The organism is Haloarcula marismortui ATCC 43049, from assembly GCF_000011085.1.
Lineage (GTDB): Archaea > Halobacteriota > Halobacteria > Halobacteriales > Haloarculaceae > Haloarcula > Haloarcula marismortui.
Map to the genome: position 1 here is coordinate 3,068,056 of NC_006396.1, position 16,868 is coordinate 3,084,923.

Sequence of the window (16,868 nt, forward strand, 5' to 3'; positions counted from 1 at the left end):
TGCGCATTGGTCTCTCCAACCTTAAATTTCTTACAGAGGGCTGGCGAGTGAACACGTATGACTACCGTCGGGATACCGGGTGGGCGAGACGTCACCGCGTCGCTTGACCGGCCAGCATCGGACACCGTCATCGTTGCGTGCCCGCCCCACCCGCAGTACGGCGGCTCCCGGTCTGACAGCCGGCTCAAGGCGGTCAGCGACGCGCTGGCCCCTGACATCAGCTGTCTCCGGTTCGACTACGGCGCGTGGGACGAGGGCCGTGGCGAGCGGGCCGACGCCGAGAACGCGCTGGCGTGGGCCGACGAGCGCTACGACGCAGTTGGCCTGTTTGGCTACAGTTTTGGCGCGGCTGTGGCGCTCTGTACGGCCGCTGCACACGACACTGCGGCCGACCCGGCGGCCTTGTCAGTGCTCGCCCCACCGGCCGGCGTGACCGCGCATCTCGATGCGGCCGCTGCGCTTGACGCCATCGACTGCCCGGTACAGGTCGTGGTCGCGGAGCGCGATGCGACAGTCGACTGGGAACCGGTCGTTGACCGGGCTACCGAGCTGGGCCAGACGGTTGAGCGCCTGCCAGCCGACCACCATTTCGTCGGGCAGAGCGGCCGTATCGGCGAGACGGTTGGGCCGTTTCTCCGCGACCACCTGTAGCTGCTGGGAACCCGGTATTCAGAGTCCGTAGTCGATTCCTGTCGCCGGTTCAGTACCAAGTGAAAGTATAGCTCAGCCCCACACCTGCTGGACAGTATCGAAAGACAGAGGCGCTGTCGGCTCGACCTTATACTATGGACCGCCCGCTCTCGTTTGCTGCCGTGTCGTTTCTCGCCACGCTGGTGACGCTGTTAGTACTGATGCAGACGGCACTCGTCGCGGGCGGGCCGCTCCGGGCACTCGTGCTCGCCTCGGTTGGTGCCATCGGGACGTACTTCGCCATCCGGTCCGGCGTCCTCAAGTCCTGACCGTCGCCGAATCTGCCCACCAATACCGAAGATACATTTATACTATATAACAATAAATAATGTTGTATGTCAACGCGAACCAGAGCGGCGGTGTCTCACTCGACGCGGCACGGCGTCGTCTCGCTTCTGGGGGGGTTCATCGCCGGGTACCTGTTGTTTATCGCCATCGGCTCTAGTCCCAGTGATGCGGTGTTTTCGGCGCTGTCACTTGCCGCGCTCGTAGCTGCGTGGCGCGTCCTCACGCAGCCCTCACTGTAGCCGCGTTGACACTGCGACGGGGTGGCGAACAGTGCGCGCTCCGAAACCGTTTAGACTACGCGGGGTTCACCGTCGGTATGCCGACCGAACCCGAAACGGACTACGACCCGGAACTGGGTCGGAAGTTCATCTTCGTCACCGGTGGCGTGATGTCTGGCCTGGGGAAGGGCATCACTGCCGCCAGCACAGGTAGATTACTCAAAAACGCCGGGTTCGACGTTACAGCGGTCAAGATTGACCCGTATCTGAACGTCGACGCCGGTACGATGAATCCCTTCCAGCACGGCGAGGTGTACGTGCTCAAAGACGGCGGGGAGGTCGACCTCGACCTGGGGAACTACGAGCGGTTCCTCGACATCGACATGACCTTCGACCACAACGTCACCACGGGGAAGACTTACCAGCACGTCATCGAGAAGGAGCGGTCCGGCGACTACCTCGGTCGCACGGTCCAGATTATCCCGCATATCACCGACGACATCAAGCGCCGTATCCGCGAGGCCGCCGAAGGCAACGACGTCTGTATCATCGAAGTCGGCGGCACGGTCGGGGACATCGAAGGGATGCCGTATCTCGAAGCGCTCCGGCAGTTCGCCCACGAAGAGGACGAGGACGATATTCTCTTTACCCACGTCACGCTCGTCCCATACTCGAAAAACGGCGAGCAAAAGACCAAGCCGACCCAACACTCCGTGAAGGAACTGCGCTCTATCGGTCTTCAGCCCGACATTCTGGTCGGCCGCTGCTCGGACAAACTCGATATCGACACCAAGGAGAAGATCGGGTTGTTCTGTGACGTGCCGACGGAAGCCGTCTTCTCGAACCCCGATGTCGACGACATCTACCATGTCCCGCTGATGGTCGAGGAGGAAGGACTCGACCAGTACGTGATGGAAGAACTCGACATCGCCTCGGAGGCACTGCCCGAAGACGAGCGGGAGAACCGCTGGCGCGACCTCGTCACCCAGAACACAGAGGGCGAGGTCGAAGTCGCGCTCGTCGGCAAGTACGACCTCGAAGACGCCTACATGTCCGTCCACGAGGCGCTGAAACACGCCGGCCTTGAGAAAAACGTCGACGTGAACGTCCGGTGGGTCAACTCCGAGAAGATGAATGACCACCACGCAGACCGGATGCGCGAGGCCGACGCCATCGTCGTGCCGGGCGGCTTCGGTGCCCGCGGCACGGAGGGCAAAATCGAGGCGATCCGGTACGCCCGCGAGAACGACATTCCGTTCCTCGGCCTGTGTCTCGGCTTTCAGATGGCTGTTGTCGAGTACGCCCGCAACGTACTGGACCTTGACGATGCCCACTCGGCGGAACTGGAGGAAGATACGCCACATCCCGTCATCGACATCCTCCCCGAGCAGTACGAGATCGAGGACATGGGCGGGACGATGCGGCTGGGTGCCCATGAAACTGAAATCAACGCGAACACGCTCGCCGCGACGCTGTACGGCGGCGAGTCCTGTACCGAACGGCACCGCCACCGATACGAGGTTAACCCCGAGTACATCGACGACCTCGAAGCCGCTGGGCTGAAGTTCTCCGGCCGCGCCGGGAATCGTATGGAGATACTCGAACTCGGACCCGAGGACCACCCGTACTTCATCGGGACGCAGTTCCATCCGGAGTTCCGCTCCCGACCGACGCGTGCCAGCCCGCCGTTTGTCGGACTGCTCGAAGCGGTCCTCGGCGACGACCCCCACACTGCGACGACTGAGGAGGTGAGCCACTGATGGTGAACGTTGACGAGTTCATTGAGGAGGCGAAAGCCGAAATCGCCGAGGAGATCGGGGACAAGCACGCCGTCATCGGACTCTCTGGCGGTGTCGACTCCTCGACGGCCGCCGCGCTGGCTTACGAGGCTATCGGCGACCAGCTCACCGCCGTGTACGTCGACACCGGGCTGATGCGGAAAGGCGAGACCGACGAGATCCGCGAGACGTTCGATTACATGGACTCGCTGCGCATCGTCGAGGCGCAGGACCGCTTCCTCGACGAACTCGAAGGCGAGACCGACCCCGAAGAGAAACGCCACATCATCGGCGAGCAGTTCATCCGGGAGTTCGAGACGGTCGCCCGCGAGGTTGACGCCGACTACCTGGTGCAGGGGACCATCTACCCCGACCGCATCGAGAGTGAGGGAACCATCAAGTCCCACCACAACGTCGGCGGTCTCCCCGAGCGCATCGACTTCGACGGCATTGTCGAGCCGATGCGGGACCTCTACAAGGACGAGGTCCGCGAGGTCGCCCGCGCGCTTGACCTCGAAGAGATCATCTCTGAACGGATGCCGTTCCCCGGTCCCGGGCTTGCCGTCCGAATCATCGGGGAAGTGACCGAGGAGAAACTGGCGGTGGCCCGCGAGGCCAACCACGTCGTCGAAGAGGAACTGGAGGAGTACGAGCCGTGGCAGGCGCTCGCTGCCGTCATCGGCAAAGCGACGGGTGTCAAAGGCGATAACCGCGTCCACGGCTGGGTCGTCGCCGTCCGCTCCGTTGAGAGCCGGGACGGCATGACCGCCCGCGCACAGGAACTCGACTGGGACACGCTCCAGCGTATGCAGTCGCGCATCACCGGGGCCCACGAGAACGTCGCCCGCGTCGTCTACGACGTGACCCACAAACCGCCGGCGACAATCGAGTACGAATGAACGTTGTCCTCGTCGGTACAGACCCCAACGGACTCACGGACGCGCTCGAAGCTGAAGGACACACCGTGATGGTTGCCGATGTCGGTAACCGGCCCGGGCTGGAAGAGGCCGGTATCCACGAGGCGGACGTATACCTGCTGACCGAGATGTCACAGGCGACCTCCATCGCCGTTGCCAAGGACCTCAACCCCGACCTCCGGGTGGTCGTCTACGCAGAGGGCTCCCTGCCCGACTTCGCCAGCCGACAGACGGACCTCGTCGTCGACCCGGACTTGCTCGGCTCCGACGCGGTCGCCGAGGAACTGTAGCACAGTCCCACGCCGGCTTTCTCTTACAACGTCGCCGCAAGTCGGGCCAGTCGCTCAGAGCCGTTTTTCTCGAATGGAACGCCGTGGCCCGGGACGGCGATGTCAAAGTCAGGCGCACGCTCGGCGAACTCACTGATACTCCGGGTGACGGCGTCGGTATCGTAACTCAACAGCCACGGCGAAGGTTCGAAGCGGCCGCTGTCCTCACGGACGAGGTCACCCAGCAGTCCCAGTGACAGCGACTCGCTGACGTAGCAGACGTGCCCCGGCGTGTGACCGGGGGTGTGATAGGTGGTGAAACTCCCGACGGTATCGCCGTCGGCCAGGGGGACAACGTCGTTGTCCGGCGCGTCGACGAACGGTGAGACGAGTCGCTGGAACGCACCCTTGTGGTTTCCCAGCGGCGGCGACCGCTCACCGGTGACCAGCGGCGCGTCCCGCTTGCCGACGTAGATGGGCACGTCGATGCCGTCGAAGGCGGTCAGTCCACCGACGTGGTCGAGATCGAAGTGTGTAAGCAGAATGCGGTCCAGATCCCGGAGCTCGTAGCCGGCATTGCTCAGGCCGGCGATGAGTTCGTTGCCGTGCCAGGGCAGCCCCGTGTCCACGAGTGTGAGTGCGCCGTCGTCGTCGACGAGCGTCGCGTTGACGCCCGTGAGATCGTACCACCAGATATCATCGGCGAGCGCCGTCACCATAGCGCGGGGTTGGTGTGGCGATTCCTAAACCCTTGGTCACTGCTCCGTTTCGGTGAGCCGGCTCCGGTTCTAATCGAGTGCGACCGGCGCAGCCTGTCGCACATCGTCCTGCAGCCGGTCGGCGTGGTCGAGCCGAATCTCGCGGGCATCACGGGGTGTGACCGGTTCTGGTCTGTCGAACGTCGGCGCGACCGGTTCGTACGCGTCCACGTCGAATCCCATCCGGTCGAGATACGACCCAACGCTATCGCAGGTGGCCCCGTCCCGGATAGCGTCGTTCGCGTATGCAAGGACAGCGTCGAACTCCGGGAGCACGATTTTGTCGTCGGTAACGCGGCCCGTCTCACCCTCGATACGCACCTCGGTTCCCCTGAGGTGGTCCATGAGAGACGCTACGGCGTCGGCGAGTTGCAGGACCTGACTCGGGAGTGCAGCGTCGGGCGACCGCCACTCGACGGTGCCGAACTCGGCCCGAAGCTGGACTGGCGTCCAGATAGCGCTTTCGGGCTCGAAGTTCGCTGCGACAGTCCGGCGGTCGACACCAGCGTCGACAGCCGCGGTCACAAACTCATCGTAGCGCCGTTCGAGCCGGCGGTCCCACTCCGCAGTGTCGTTGAGATACGACCACAGCCAGCCCTGGTGTGGCACCGAGTTGTACGCCATCCAGCGGTACAGTTTCGAGCGCGCACTGTCGGCCAGCCGCCGGCCGCGGAAATACGGCGAGGACGAGACGAGCGCTAGCGCGGGGTCAATGGCAATCAGCGTATTCAACTGGTCGATTTCCCGCCCCGGCTGCTGTTCGATGTGGATGTGCGTGCCGGCACAGTGGCGGACGTACTCGAAATCATCGCCGACGACACAGTTTTGAATCCGGGTCCGGTCGCACGGAATCTCCTGAATCTCGTCAGCGTTGACTGGGGTCGAAAGCGGCACGAGCCGTTTCCCGAGGTCGTCGGCCCGCCGCAGCACGGCCCCGAGCCGGTCGAGGAGTTCCGTGCGCAGTTCTGTCGCTGTCTCACACGGCGTCGTCTTGACCTCCAGTAGCGGCTTGACGAACTCTCGCTCCGCTCCTGGGGTTGCGTTGACGAGCGCCCCCGGTTCGACCAGCCGGCCCGCGTCGTCGATGACCCAGTACTCCACTTCGATGCTTCGTCGTATCGGTTCGGATTCGTGTACTGACACAGTGGCCTCGCTGTGAGTTCAGCGGTGTGTTCCCGCGCCGGGATTCAGTGGTAACACACCACACGAAAGCTGCGACCAGATGGCTAATGATAGTTGTGTGATTAGTAATATTTGCCACATCAAGCGCCACGGTTGCGGGGATAACCGGTATAAAATACGTCATACGTGCCACGACTCCACCGAAACATCTCCTATGTAGAGATATCTGTCGGGTCGAAACGGAACGCCGCTCAGAACGGCAACTGCGACCGAACGAACTGCACGCCGGTCTTGACCTTCGACGGGTCCCGAATCCGTTCCATCTCCGCGTCGGTGAGTTCGAAATCGAAGACCGCCAGGTTCGCTTCCAGATGCTCGCGGCTGGATGCCTTCGGAATCGCTGCCACGCCGTCCTGCTGAACCAGCCACCGGAGCGCGACCTGCGCCGGGGATTTCCCGTATTTGTTTCCGATCTGGACGAGCGCGGGGTCGTCAAGGACGCCGCCGCGGGCCAACGGGCTATACGCGGTCAGGAGCACGTCGTGTATGCGACAGTAATCCAGCAATTTCCGCTGGTCCCAGTAGGGGTGGTACTGTACCTGATCGGTGAAGATAGGGGCCGAGGAGATGTCCCGCGCCCTGTCCAGCAGCGACGGCGAGAAGTTGCTGACGCCGATGTGGCGGACCAGCCCCTCCTCGACGACGTCGTTCATCGCCCCGAGCGTCTCCGATAGCGACGCCATCCACGGGGTGTTCGGCCAGTGGATGAGCAGGAGGTCCAGATAGTCCGTTCCCAGTTTGTTCAGGCTCTCCCGCGTCGACCGGCGGACGCTCCGCTCGTCGCGGTTGGACCCGTCGAGCTTCGTCGTCAAGAACACGTCTTCGCGGTCGACCGCGGCGGCATCCATCCCCAGCCCGACCTGCCGCTCGTTGCCATACGCCTGTGCGGTGTCGATGTGGCGATAGCCCATCCCCAGAGCTGTTTCGACGGTTTCACGGCAGGACTGGCCGGTGAGCTGCCACGTCCCGAGGCCGAGTGCGGGGACCGACGTTCCCTGAATCTGAATATCGTCCATACTGTTCGTTTGTATCACACCGGTAAAACGTCGGTGTCAACCCGACGCCCCGCTGTGGCTGATAGCTCAGGGGTATGTCGTGGCTACTGTCGAGAGTTATGAGTATATATCATAAACAATTTTGAGGTATTAATATCGCGTCCGTTCTATCTGCCACGTCTCACGAGGGACAGGAGTGAGCGTTCATGGATACCCACCGTCCACAACGACTGCTGGCATTGGCGTATGAACAATCCACTGTCCGGGGGCGTCACGGATGAGTGAGCTAGCTGGCGTCTTCGTCTCGTTGACGACTGGGTCCGGGAGACACGAGGGGACCGACGACCACGTGTACCTCGGCGTCTGTGGCACGGTCGGCGGCCGCGAGTTCGCGCTCAACGTCGAAAACTTCGACGACTGGGAGGAGGGAAGCGTCGTGACCTACTCCTTCGGAAAGTACGCGAACTTCTACGGGGGGAAGGACCCGCGAACCGCGGCCGACCAGCTCGACCGAATGACGATTTGCCTGCCGAACATAACGCACGTTTATCTCCGCAAACAGGGGGACCGGACGACATCGGGGGACGATTTTTGGGAGCTAGAGGAGTGCCACGTCAACCTCCATTCACAATCTTCGACCCGGCAGTTCGTCTCCACCGGAACGGCGCGCCTCGGGAACGAGTACGGACACAAACTCTGGCTGGCCGAGTCGTTCCACCAGGGAACGTATCGGGACGCGCGAATCCCTGCGGATGGGGCCGCCGAGTGCGAACGCCAGCGGGAGTGAATCGCTTCGGAGACACGGACAACAACTCAGGCTTGCCACACTGTCAAAACGCCAGCGGGCCGTTTTTCGACGCAGGTGCGAGCGGCCAGCTAGTGACCTGCGGTGGTGCCTACTTCTCCAGGATAGTTCCGCCCGAACCGACCGCGATGTCGGTGCCGCCGCGGACGACGGCCGTCAGGTTCTCGCCGGCGGGCGTCTCATCCGGGGTCCAGTCGCCACCGCCGAGGGCGTACACCTTGCCACCGCCACCGACTGTGTAGCCGGTGCTGTCGTCGTCGGTGACCTCGATGTCTCGCAGGCCGGCATCGCCTGTGTCGGTCGGCGTCCATTCAGAGCCGTTCCAGTGGAACACCATACCGCCACCGCCGGAGACCCACACGTCGTCCGGGCCGTCGGAGTCGACGCCGTAGAAGTTGACGTTGGCGTCGGCGAGGCCGATCTTGTCCCACGTCGACCCGTCATCGGTGACGAAGACGCTCTTGTTGCCGTCGACGATATGGCCCGAGCGGACCCCGTGGAAGTCGACAGCGTTGATGGCTGACCCGGACCCGGGCGTGGTGTAGTCCCACGTCTCACTCGCGCCGTTCTCGAAGCTGTAGTACATCTTGCCGGAGTCGCCGGCGACGTAGACGTTTGCCTCGCCGGCGCTGCCGGTCACGGACACGTCGTTGAAGTTGTTGGTGACATCCATCGGAGCGCTATGGTTGGTAAGCACGCCCGACTCCACGTCGTACTCGCCGATAGCGCCCGAGGCACCGACGAACCAGAGGGCCGTGCCGTCGTCGGTCACGTCGGCCCCGTAGAGGCTGTTGCCGTTTCCGGTCGGACCGCCGCCGATGACCTTCTGCCAGCCTGTGCTGGTTCGTTCGAGGACGATACCGCCACCCGCCACCGCGTACGCACCGGCCGCGGTGAACTCGACATCGTGGAGGGTGTTCCCGGTCGGGGACTCGACGGACTCCCAGGGACCGGCCGCCGCAACTGTCCCGGAGAGGGCCGCCCCACCCAGTGCAGCTGCAGCTGTCGCGCCGATACCCTTGAGTACGCCGCGCCGTGTCGCGTTGCGATCGGACATGACACCCGGTTCTGTGGACTGTCTCCACTTCAATGGGCGGCGCAGTTAACGACCTTTCACGGCGATTTATCCGTTTAAACAGCCGATATTCGGGAGTATGGGCCGTTGGCATCGGCAAAACTGGTGGCCCGGAGCGAGCCGGCAAATATCACGTTAAGTCGGGTAAACGGACACAAGACTGATACCATGAATCCGCCGGCTGTGGGTCAGGACAGTTCAGCGACGAGTGACGGGGCTTCCGCCGCGATGATCTCGTCAATGGCGACACGGGCCGCCGCCGGGTCCGCGGGCAGGCAGAACACTGGCGTCCCATCGGCGATCCCGGCCGTCGCACGGATGGCGATGACCTCGGTCCCCTGTTGTTCGAAGAGGAGGCCCCGGTACACTTCCTCGAATCCCGGCAGGGCTTTCTCGAACAGGGGGTGGACAGCTTCGAGCGTCTGCTCCGTCGGGGCGACGCCGAGTCCCCCCGCGGTGACGACGACCGCCACGTCGTCACGCCCGACCAACCTGTCGACGGCCTCCTGAATGCCGTCATAGTCCCCTCGAAGGCGTTCGCGGGCTGTGACTGTCTGGCCGGTCGCTTCGAGTGCTGTCTCCACTGCCTCGCCCGTCGGGTCGCCTTCCTCTGTCGCCGTCCCGACCGTAACGACGGCGATGGCCACTGACTGCTCTTGCGCCGCGTCGGTCTGGGTCACTGTTTGCGCTGGTGCCGCATCCGTTGTCTGAACTGCCGCTTCCTGCGGTGTGTCTCTCGGCTGCGTAGCTGATTGTGTCTCGGCGCTGGCTTCCTCGTCAGGTCTCTGTGTCGCCTCAGCAGCCGTTTCAGCGTCCTGTGTTTCGGTCGCTGATTGGCTGCCCACACTGTGATCTGCCGCCTCGTCGATACGGTCCGTGACAGAGCTATTGGTTTCGGGCTTCGAGGTAGGCTCGTCGTTGTTCTCTGCGGTATCATCTGCTACAGGCGTCGCTGTGCTGTCAGCTTCTTCTGGCGCTTCGTCGTCGTTTCCCGCCGCTGGATCGGCTGCTTCGGTGGGGTCCGAACTGCTGGCCTCGTCGTCAGTATCGGCTGCTGCGGATTCCTCGTCGCCCCGCGTCTCGTCCTCATCCGTTTCATCGTCTTCCCCGTCAGTCGGCCCTCGGCGTGTGTCACGGGACTGGAAATCCACCATACGACTTCATCGGCCGCCGTGAATAAATACCCTGACGACCGTTTACGGAACTGCAATACATATAATATCTGAAACCGATAGTCTTAAAATATAGAAAGAAGAATAAAAAATGTATGGGTAGGAGATATCACGTCGTTTGCCATGAGTGTGCGTTCGAGGGACTGTACGAAGACGCATCGGTCGCGGAGGGGCAGCGGGACGCACATACTTCCGACAGTGGACATCGGATGAGCCTGCGTGACATCTCGTGTCAGGAAGCGCCCGGGCTGTCGCAGTAGCGGGACCGTTAGCGTTTTGCACACGCTTGCCTGACTCCGAGACATGCAGCCACGTTGTTCCGTCGGTATTACTGGAGGCCGTCCCATCGTGATGCACCGTCCGAGCAGGGACGGGGTGCGTACCGATGGCTGACGACGAGTCTGGCTACGTCCATCGCCCTGACACGGAGCCACAGGCCACAGATACGTCGCGTGCGGAGAGTGAGACGGGCACGGAAGCTGTCGACGGTCCCGAATTCGGGACGAGCGGCTGGATTCTTGTCGGGATGATCGGCGTGGCGTTTCTCCTTGTTCCCGGCGCAATTTTGCTCTTGCCGGCAGCCCAGGGCGTCATCAGTAGCTTCGGCCTCACGCTCCGGGATGCCTATCTCACGCTCCCGCTCGTTCCGGCGTTCGCACTCGGTGCGCTTGCGGTGTGGTCCGCGGTCCGTTCGCAGTCGAAGTGACCGAGAATAGTTATATCTGGAACACAATTGGTACGCTACTGAATGGTCCTGTCGCCGCTTACTGTCGTTTTATTGTCGGGTGTCGTCGGCATGGCTGTCGCCTTTCTGGTGTGGCTCCACCGGGACCGGCCGGGGGCAGGACCGCTGGCAGTGTTCGTCGTCGCGGCGAGCCTCTGGGCTGTTGCGTACGGTATCGAACTCGCTGTGCCGGGGCTGTCCACCATGGAGCGGCTCGTTCAGGCACAGTTAACGCTCTCAGTAATCATCCCTGTCGCGTGGCTCGTGACGGTTATCGAGTACACGGGGCACCCACACTGGCTCACCCAGCGCCGAACAGCGCTGTTGCTTATCGAACCGGCGGTGTTTGTCACGCTCGTGTGGTCGAACCATGCCCACGAACTCATCTGGTCCGGTCGCGGGACGCAGTACGTCTCGGCGTCGTCGGTGACGCTCGTGCCCGCGTACGAAGTCGTGTACTGGGGCCACATGTCCTACATACTGCTGTTAATCCTCGCCGGCAGTTTCCTCCTGTTGCGGATGCTGTTCCGGTCGAACCAGGTGTTTCAGGGTCAGGGGCTCGCGCTGCTACTCGCCATCACCGTCCCGACGGTCATCCAGACGCTGTTTGTGCTTGATGTGGTTCCAACCACGTTTAATCCGACAAGCCTTGGGTACGTCGCGTCGGGGGCCGTCCTCTCGGTCGCCATCCTCCGCGGGCAACTACTTGATGTGGCACCGGTGACCCGGGAACTGGGTCGGGAAGCTATCTTCACGGAAATGGACGACCTCGTCATCATTGTCGACGACGAGCGCCGTATCGTTGACGTCAATGCGGCCGCCACGGCGCTGTTCGACGGTGACCAGAACACGCTTCTGGGCCGTTCGCTACCGCAGGCGTCACCGACACTCGCCGAAACAGTCCCCGGCCCGGGTGAGCGAACGCAGACCGAGACGGCCCTCGAACGTGACGGCAGCGTCCGGTACTACGACGTGCGCGTGATACCGCTGTACCGCGCGTACGGTGTTGTTTCTGGCCATCTCATCAGCCTTCGTGATATCACAGACCGCCGACAGCGCGAACAGCGGCTAGATGTGCTTAACCGCTTGCTCCGTCACGATATCCGAAACGAGATGAACGTCGTCAAGGGGAACGCGGACTTGCTCAGGGATACGGCCGATGCCGACGAACGCGAGCGACTCAACCGTATTATGAGCACAGTCGACGACATCGTCGACCGCAGCAACAAGATCGGCCGAGTCACCGAGGCTCTAGAGACCGAACAGCACAGCCCGACAGCGCTTCAGACGCTGCTGGACTCGGTCGTGAGCGATGCGCAGGACCGTCATCCTGACGTGGCGATTACGCTCACCTGCGAGAATGATATCTGGATACGGGGCGGTCCGTCGGTCCTCATCGCGCTGGAGGAACTGGTCGAGAACGCTGTCGAACATCAGGCAACCGATGCGGGCCCAGTTGCGGTCGAGATTACGGCGACACGGGCCGATAGAACGCCGGGTGTCCATGTGGCCGTTCACGACAACGGTCCCGGTATCACCGACCACGAGCGCGAGGTTATCCGCTCGGGAACCGAAACGCCGCTCAAACACGGCTCCGGCGTCGGGCTCTGGCTCGTCAACTGGATCGTTCGGAACCTCGGCGGCCGGATGTCGTTCCCCGCCACAGACGAGCCGGGAACGACTGTGGAGTTGCAACTGCCGGCGGCTGAGCCAGCCCATGCGACGGACGAGCCCGCGGCAGTCCACGGCGAGAACGCTGATTGATGCCGGCTGCTACCACTCGATTTCAGCCTTGTCGCGCCAGAACCGCCCGCTCGGCGCGTCGGGTTGGAAGCGAGCGAGCCATACTGGCGTCTCAGCACCCTTTTCGGGCGTTCGGGGGGCGCTCCCCTCAGTCATGTCCGTCTGAACGTATCCCGGACACACCGAGTTGGCGATGAGGCCGTCGGCCGCGTACTCGCCGTCGAGGTACTTCGTCAACCCGTTGACGCCCGTCTTCGAGATGCGGTAGGCCGGCGTGCCGCCTGACTGACTCTCGGTGATGGCGCCGAGGCCGGAAGACATGGCGACGATGCGACCGCCCGCCTCGGCCAGCAACAGCGGAAGGGCGTACTTCGTCATGAGCACCGCTCCTCGGAGGTTCGTGTCGAGGGTGTGGTCGATAACGTCGGTCGGCATCCCATCGAGCGGTTCCCGTGAGTCCATCACGCCGGCGTTGTTGACCAGCACGTCAAGCCGGCCCTGCTCGCGCTCGATGCGGTCGACTGCGGCGACCATCCCGTCGTCGTCGGTCACGTCGAGTTCGATAGCGTGACGGTCTGTCGCCTCGATGTCGTCAGTATCACGAGCGCCGGCGTACACCGTCGCGTCGAGGTCGACCAGCCCGTCGGCGATTGCCTTCCCGATGCCCCGCGTGGCGCCGGTGACGAGTACGACTTGGCTGTCGAGGGAGTCGTACAGCGGAACGTCCATACCCGGGGTTAGGCGGCGGGGCCGAAAAGGAAACGGGTCGGGATGTCATCACTGCAATGCCTGCCGACCGTACTGCTAGTGACTCCCCGAGCGTCGGTGTACACCGTCGCGTCGAGGCGTCGGCGTTACCGTTCTTCGTCCCGGCGCATCGCGATCTCGAACCAGGGGCAGAGCCGGAGCTGACGGTAGTACTCGGGATGTTCACGCAGTCGCTCGTAGGGGACCCACATGAGGCCGTCGACCTCCTCGGGGTTCGGTTCCAGCGAGGTGTCGTGGAGTGTGGCCTGCAGGACCGCACACACTTCCCATTCGAGGCCAGCGTTCTCGTAGTAGCGCTTGTACTCGAACCGGTCGGTCACGCGGAGGTTCTGGTACTGCGAGGGGTCAACTCCCAGTTCCTCTTCGAGCCGTTCCTCGGTGGCTTCGACCTGCGTCTGACCTTCGACAGGGTGGGAGGCGACGGTCCCGTCCCAGTGTGTATCCCAGAGGCGCTTGTTCGCCGCGCGCTGTGCGAGCAGGATTCGGTCGTTCTCGTCGAACAGCAGAGCGGTGAACGCGCGGTGGCGAACACCGTCGCCAGTGTGGGCGTCGAGCCGATTGACCAGTCCCTCCTCGTTGTCATCGGCGTCTACCGCGATGACCTCCTGTCGGGCGTTTTCGTGTGTCTCGTCGACCGCGTCGGAACTCATATGTCGTATCTCTCACAGAGGCGCGTATTACGCCCTTCGACTTCCAGTCACCGCGCCGGGTGGTCCGAAACGAACTGCTTGAGTATCTGTTCCTCTGCGCGGTGGAGTGTCTCGCTGCAGGTCGACTTCGCGATACCGACGCGGTCCGCCAGGTCCGTCAGTGAGCACTCCCGTGGCGTGTCGTAGTAGCCCGCGTCGATGGCCTCCTGAACCAGTTCTAGCTGGCTCTCGGTGAGCACCTGCTCGGTTTCGAGGTGTTGTTGGATGCGGTCGACACTGAAGGAGATGCCGAATTCCTCCAGTTGCTCGCCAAGTTCGGAGAGTCGCTCCTGTGGCGCTGATATCTCCCAGACGGCCTCGCCGTCGGACAGGGTAAACGGCATTTCCAGCGGGACACCCGAGCCCTGCACTGGGAAGAGCAGGAGCGGCATCGATGTCTCGAACTGAACCAGTGCGCTGTCGTCACGGTGAGAGAGGATTTCGAGAGTTGTGACCGACTCGCGGTTCTCGATATCACGGAGGACCGCCGGGAGGTCGTCCGATGTAATCTCCGCGAGCCCGACACCGGCGTCCTCGCCGGGGAGCGCAGACAGGATGCGAAACGTCGCGTCGTCGTACGCTCGCGAGACATCGCCGATCCAGATTTCCTCCGGAATCGTGAGCGTGAGTTCAGCGTGTGGCATTGGTGTAACCGAATATATTCGCCCGACCCCTGCGTCCGTACTCCCGAACATGTTCGTCTACCTGCGATGGGGACAAGAAACTTGGGAGGCGGTGTCCCACGCTGTCAACACGAAATCAGGTCGGACAAAACCACAGCGTCGAACATCTTCGGGTATGGCGAACGCTTATTTCGCCGGCCACTGGCCGTCTGGTATGGAGCGCGTTTCGCTGACCCGGACGGTCCCGGCTAACCCGGAGACCGTCACTGCGCTGATAACGGACGTAGAGCCGTTTATGCTTGCAGCAGGGTTTGACGAGGTGACACTCGACGGAGACAACCTCGGCATCATGAATCGCGTCGGACTCTTCGAAATCGAACTGGATCTGGAAATCGTCGAGACTGACGCAGTGCTGCGGTACGAGCAACGGCAGGGCATCTTCGAGTCGATGATAACAGAGTACACGGTCGAGGCCGTCGACGCTGGGACCGAAGTCACGGCGACGACAGAGTATAGCGCACTCGACCTCCCGGTGCTCGGCGAGATGATCGATTCGACCGTCATTTCGCGACAGCGCAAGAAGGAACTGAACAAGCAGTTCGACTGGCTGGTCGAACAGGTGTCGTAGCAATACGTGTGATAAAGTCGCTCAGACGAATTCCTCTCTGCAATCCGTTGTGTATAATAACCCGAACATTTTCGGGAGAGGACCGAGGGACGCCCGCCGTCAACCGGTATATATGAGCCATTCCCACGAGGACGTGCCTCCGGTTACAACCGAGGTTCACGACACCTCCTGGTCGGCGAATCTGGAGACGCCCGCACACGCTAAGGACCCCAACGTGGTCGTCGAACAGGCCATCGATGCCGTCGAGATGACGACGGCGGGGAACCACGTCAATCTGGTGAGCCACGCCGACCACGGCCACCCGGAAACCTACCTGTTCGATGCGCTGGCGGAGGCGTTCGGCGAGACCATTTCAGTGGAGTACGTCCAGCAGTGTGGCTGTGGGGGCCACGTCACCCGCGTCCATCGGGAGGCATAGATGCGGGGGAAACTCGACCTCGGCGAGCAGCCGCTGGTGCTGATATGGGAAGTGACACAGGCCTGCGAACTGGCGTGCAAGCACTGCCGGGCCGACGCCCAGCCTCGCCGGCATCCCGACGAGCTCTCGACGGCGGAGGGGAAGGCGCTGCTGGATCAAGCCAGCGAGTTCGGCGACGGTCAGCTGGTCGTCCTCTCGGGCGGGGACCCGCTGGCTCGCGGGGACCTCCCTGAACTCGTCGAGTATGGTACCGAGCAGGGCCTCCGAATGACACTGACGCCCAGCGGGACGAACTCGATCACGCCCGAGCGGCTGGCCGAACTCGATGACGCCGGACTTCGGCGGCTGGCCCTGTCCATCGACGGCGGCGACAGCGACGCTCACGACACGTTCCGGGGTGAGTCCGGGAGCTTTGAGGCGACGATGGCAGCGGCCGAGGCGGCCCGCAACCTCGATATCCCGTTGCAGATCAACACCACCGTCTGCGCCGAGACGGTCGAGCAACTGCCGGCGATCCGGGACCTCGTCGCGGACCTCGATGCGGTGCTGTGGTCGGTGTTCTTCCTCGTCCCGGTCGGTCGCGGGCGAGTGCTGACACCGATTGACCCCGAGCGAGCCGAGCGCGTGTTGAAGTGGCTCCACGAGGTCAGCGACGAGGCGTCGTTCGGCCTCAAGACGACCGAAGCGCCCCACTACCGACGCGTCGCGATGGAGCAACAGGACGAGGGAGCCAGCGGGCTCAAACGCCGGATGGGTATTCGTGCTGGCAAGGGGTTCGCCTTCGTGAGCCACACCGGCGAGGTGTTCCCCTCCGGGTTCCTTCCGAAATCGGCGGGCAGCGTTCGAGAGGAAAGCGTCGTGGACATTTACCGGGACTCACCGCTGTTCCAGCAGCTCAGGGACGACGACGCGTTGACGGGCAAATGCGGGGCCTGTCGATACCGGACGGTCTGTGGCGGTAGTCGGTCGCGAGCGTACGCGACGACCGGGGACCCGCTGGCGGCGGACCCGCTGTGTGACTACCGGCCGGACGGGTTCGAGGGATCGGTTCCTGACCAGCACCCAGCAGATTGAGGGGATTTTTCACTCCGTGGGAACGCGCCTCGCCCGTTTTGTAATGTGGTGTCA

General features: G+C 62.9%; 21 protein-coding genes. 13 read left to right on the forward strand and 8 right to left on the reverse strand.

What is annotated here, in order from left to right; translation table 11 throughout:
* The first annotated feature begins 57 nt into the window (after positions 1-57).
* The 6 genes from RR_RS19410 (at position 58) to RR_RS19430 (ending at position 4,181) form a co-directional block, all read left to right on the forward strand.
* On the forward strand, positions 58-651 hold the full coding sequence (locus RR_RS19410; RefSeq protein ID WP_011224819.1) for an alpha/beta hydrolase: 594 nt from the start codon (positions 58-60) through the stop codon (positions 649-651).
* A 134-nt stretch (positions 652-785) separates the two neighbouring features.
* Positions 786-959 (forward strand): hypothetical protein, encoded by a 174-nt coding sequence (locus RR_RS22590; protein ID WP_004963694.1) that lies wholly within the window; start codon positions 786-788, stop codon positions 957-959.
* Between the two features lie 66 nt (positions 960-1,025).
* Positions 1,026-1,217 carry a hypothetical protein gene (locus RR_RS19415; RefSeq protein WP_011224820.1) on the forward strand — a complete coding sequence of 64 codons (192 nt, stop codon included), beginning with the start codon at positions 1,026-1,028 and terminating at the stop codon, positions 1,215-1,217.
* A gap of 77 nt (positions 1,218-1,294) precedes the next feature.
* Positions 1,295-2,956, forward strand: coding sequence for a CTP synthase (locus RR_RS19420; RefSeq protein WP_004963688.1), 1,662 nt, complete (start codon positions 1,295-1,297; stop codon positions 2,954-2,956).
* Positions 2,956-3,873, forward strand: coding sequence for a glutamine-hydrolyzing GMP synthase (gene guaA / locus RR_RS19425; RefSeq protein ID WP_004963685.1), 918 nt, complete (start codon positions 2,956-2,958; stop codon positions 3,871-3,873). The genes RR_RS19420 and guaA overlap by 1 nt, the downstream gene beginning before the upstream one ends.
* Entirely contained in the window at positions 3,870-4,181 is a 312-nt protein-coding gene (locus tag RR_RS19430; protein WP_011224821.1) for a DUF7126 family protein, read from the forward strand. The genes guaA and RR_RS19430 overlap by 4 nt, the downstream gene beginning before the upstream one ends.
* 23 nt (positions 4,182-4,204) lie before the next feature.
* Here the strand turns inward: RR_RS19430 and RR_RS19435 are convergent, their stop codons facing one another.
* The 3 genes from RR_RS19435 to RR_RS19445 form a co-directional block, all read right to left on the reverse strand.
* A complete protein-coding gene (locus RR_RS19435) occupies positions 4,205-4,879 on the reverse strand; it encodes an MBL fold metallo-hydrolase (RefSeq protein ID WP_004963678.1) in 675 nt (224 codons plus the stop codon).
* Positions 4,880-4,948: 69 nt separating this feature from the next.
* Complete coding sequence (locus tag RR_RS19440) at positions 4,949-6,061, reverse strand: glutamate-cysteine ligase family protein (RefSeq protein WP_049939117.1); 1,113 nt, start codon at positions 6,059-6,061, stop codon at positions 4,949-4,951.
* Between the two features lie 230 nt (positions 6,062-6,291).
* The gene (locus RR_RS19445) at positions 6,292-7,116 is read right to left on the reverse strand and encodes an aldo/keto reductase (RefSeq protein ID WP_007189019.1); all 825 of its coding nucleotides are present in this window, start codon (positions 7,114-7,116) and stop codon (positions 6,292-6,294) included.
* A 256-nt stretch (positions 7,117-7,372) separates the two neighbouring features.
* On the opposite strand from RR_RS19445, the gene RR_RS19450 reads away from it, so the two are divergent.
* Positions 7,373-7,882, forward strand: a complete 510-nt coding sequence (locus RR_RS19450) for a hypothetical protein (protein ID WP_004963669.1) — start codon at positions 7,373-7,375, stop codon at positions 7,880-7,882.
* A gap of 109 nt (positions 7,883-7,991) precedes the next feature.
* Here the strand turns inward: RR_RS19450 and RR_RS19455 are convergent, their stop codons facing one another.
* Positions 7,992-8,957, reverse strand: coding sequence for a WD40/YVTN/BNR-like repeat-containing protein (locus RR_RS19455; protein WP_011224823.1), 966 nt, complete (start codon positions 8,955-8,957; stop codon positions 7,992-7,994).
* A gap of 206 nt (positions 8,958-9,163) precedes the next feature.
* Positions 9,164-10,129: a molybdopterin-binding protein gene (locus tag RR_RS19460; protein ID WP_011224824.1), complete on the reverse strand. Its 966-nt coding sequence runs from the start codon at positions 10,127-10,129 to the stop codon at positions 9,164-9,166.
* Positions 10,130-10,242: 113 nt separating this feature from the next.
* On the opposite strand from RR_RS19460, the gene RR_RS22595 reads away from it, so the two are divergent.
* From RR_RS22595 to RR_RS19470, 3 genes are all read left to right on the forward strand, one after another.
* Entirely contained in the window at positions 10,243-10,407 is a 165-nt protein-coding gene (locus tag RR_RS22595; protein ID WP_170221573.1) for a hypothetical protein, read from the forward strand.
* A gap of 125 nt (positions 10,408-10,532) precedes the next feature.
* On the forward strand, positions 10,533-10,853 hold the full coding sequence (locus tag RR_RS19465; protein ID WP_011224825.1) for a hypothetical protein: 321 nt from the start codon (positions 10,533-10,535) through the stop codon (positions 10,851-10,853).
* 42 nt (positions 10,854-10,895) lie between these two features.
* Positions 10,896-12,635, forward strand: coding sequence for a histidine kinase N-terminal 7TM domain-containing protein (locus RR_RS19470; protein ID WP_011224826.1), 1,740 nt, complete (start codon positions 10,896-10,898; stop codon positions 12,633-12,635).
* A gap of 9 nt (positions 12,636-12,644) precedes the next feature.
* Here the strand turns inward: RR_RS19470 and RR_RS19475 are convergent, their stop codons facing one another.
* The 3 genes from RR_RS19475 to RR_RS19485 form a co-directional block, all read right to left on the reverse strand.
* Positions 12,645-13,343 carry an SDR family NAD(P)-dependent oxidoreductase gene (locus tag RR_RS19475; protein ID WP_011224827.1) on the reverse strand — a complete coding sequence of 233 codons (699 nt, stop codon included), beginning with the start codon at positions 13,341-13,343 and terminating at the stop codon, positions 12,645-12,647.
* A 125-nt stretch (positions 13,344-13,468) separates the two neighbouring features.
* The gene (locus RR_RS19480) at positions 13,469-14,032 is read right to left on the reverse strand and encodes an NUDIX hydrolase (protein ID WP_011224828.1); all 564 of its coding nucleotides are present in this window, start codon (positions 14,030-14,032) and stop codon (positions 13,469-13,471) included.
* Positions 14,033-14,079: 47 nt separating this feature from the next.
* The gene (locus RR_RS19485; protein WP_004963651.1) at positions 14,080-14,715 is read right to left on the reverse strand and encodes a helix-turn-helix domain-containing protein; all 636 of its coding nucleotides are present in this window, start codon (positions 14,713-14,715) and stop codon (positions 14,080-14,082) included.
* 193 nt (positions 14,716-14,908) lie between these two features.
* On the opposite strand from RR_RS19485, the gene RR_RS19490 reads away from it, so the two are divergent.
* The 3 genes from RR_RS19490 to RR_RS19500 all read left to right on the forward strand — a co-directional run bounded on the left by RR_RS19490 (position 14,909) and on the right by RR_RS19500 (position 16,814).
* A complete protein-coding gene (locus RR_RS19490; RefSeq protein WP_232508543.1) occupies positions 14,909-15,322 on the forward strand; it encodes an SRPBCC family protein in 414 nt (137 codons plus the stop codon).
* Between the two features lie 112 nt (positions 15,323-15,434).
* Complete coding sequence (locus tag RR_RS19495; RefSeq protein WP_011224831.1) at positions 15,435-15,740, forward strand: CGCGG family putative rSAM-modified RiPP protein; 306 nt, start codon at positions 15,435-15,437, stop codon at positions 15,738-15,740.
* Positions 15,741-16,814, forward strand: coding sequence for a radical SAM/SPASM domain-containing protein (locus RR_RS19500; RefSeq protein WP_011224832.1), 1,074 nt, complete (start codon positions 15,741-15,743; stop codon positions 16,812-16,814).
* Positions 16,815-16,868 lie beyond the last annotated feature (54 nt).

Bases quoted from the DNA above. Each gene is read 5' to 3' on its own strand.
- RR_RS19410 (WP_011224819.1), top strand. From the start codon at position 58: ATGACTACCGTCGGGATACCGGGTGGGCGAGACGTCACCGCGTCGCTT.
- RR_RS22590 (WP_004963694.1), top strand. From the start codon at position 786: ATGGACCGCCCGCTCTCGTTTGCTGCCGTGTCGTTTCTCGCCACGCTG.
- RR_RS19415 (WP_011224820.1), top strand. From the start codon at position 1,026: ATGTCAACGCGAACCAGAGCGGCGGTGTCTCACTCGACGCGGCACGGC.
- RR_RS19420 (WP_004963688.1), top strand. From the start codon at position 1,295: ATGCCGACCGAACCCGAAACGGACTACGACCCGGAACTGGGTCGGAAG.
- guaA (WP_004963685.1), top strand. From the start codon at position 2,956: ATGGTGAACGTTGACGAGTTCATTGAGGAGGCGAAAGCCGAAATCGCC.
- RR_RS19430 (WP_011224821.1), top strand. From the start codon at position 3,870: ATGAACGTTGTCCTCGTCGGTACAGACCCCAACGGACTCACGGACGCG.
- RR_RS19435 (WP_004963678.1), bottom strand. From the start codon at position 4,879: ATGGTGACGGCGCTCGCCGATGATATCTGGTGGTACGATCTCACGGGC.
- RR_RS19445 (WP_007189019.1), bottom strand. From the start codon at position 7,116: ATGGACGATATTCAGATTCAGGGAACGTCGGTCCCCGCACTCGGCCTC.
- RR_RS19450 (WP_004963669.1), top strand. From the start codon at position 7,373: ATGAGTGAGCTAGCTGGCGTCTTCGTCTCGTTGACGACTGGGTCCGGG.
- RR_RS19455 (WP_011224823.1), bottom strand. From the start codon at position 8,957: ATGTCCGATCGCAACGCGACACGGCGCGGCGTACTCAAGGGTATCGGC.
- RR_RS19460 (WP_011224824.1), bottom strand. From the start codon at position 10,129: ATGGTGGATTTCCAGTCCCGTGACACACGCCGAGGGCCGACTGACGGG.
- RR_RS22595 (WP_170221573.1), top strand. From the start codon at position 10,243: ATGGGTAGGAGATATCACGTCGTTTGCCATGAGTGTGCGTTCGAGGGA.
- RR_RS19465 (WP_011224825.1), top strand. From the start codon at position 10,533: ATGGCTGACGACGAGTCTGGCTACGTCCATCGCCCTGACACGGAGCCA.
- RR_RS19470 (WP_011224826.1), top strand. From the start codon at position 10,896: ATGGTCCTGTCGCCGCTTACTGTCGTTTTATTGTCGGGTGTCGTCGGC.
- RR_RS19475 (WP_011224827.1), bottom strand. From the start codon at position 13,343: ATGGACGTTCCGCTGTACGACTCCCTCGACAGCCAAGTCGTACTCGTC.
- RR_RS19480 (WP_011224828.1), bottom strand. From the start codon at position 14,032: ATGAGTTCCGACGCGGTCGACGAGACACACGAAAACGCCCGACAGGAG.
- RR_RS19485 (WP_004963651.1), bottom strand. From the start codon at position 14,715: ATGCCACACGCTGAACTCACGCTCACGATTCCGGAGGAAATCTGGATC.
- RR_RS19490 (WP_232508543.1), top strand. From the start codon at position 14,909: ATGGAGCGCGTTTCGCTGACCCGGACGGTCCCGGCTAACCCGGAGACC.
- RR_RS19495 (WP_011224831.1), top strand. From the start codon at position 15,435: ATGAGCCATTCCCACGAGGACGTGCCTCCGGTTACAACCGAGGTTCAC.
- RR_RS19500 (WP_011224832.1), top strand. From the start codon at position 15,741: ATGCGGGGGAAACTCGACCTCGGCGAGCAGCCGCTGGTGCTGATATGG.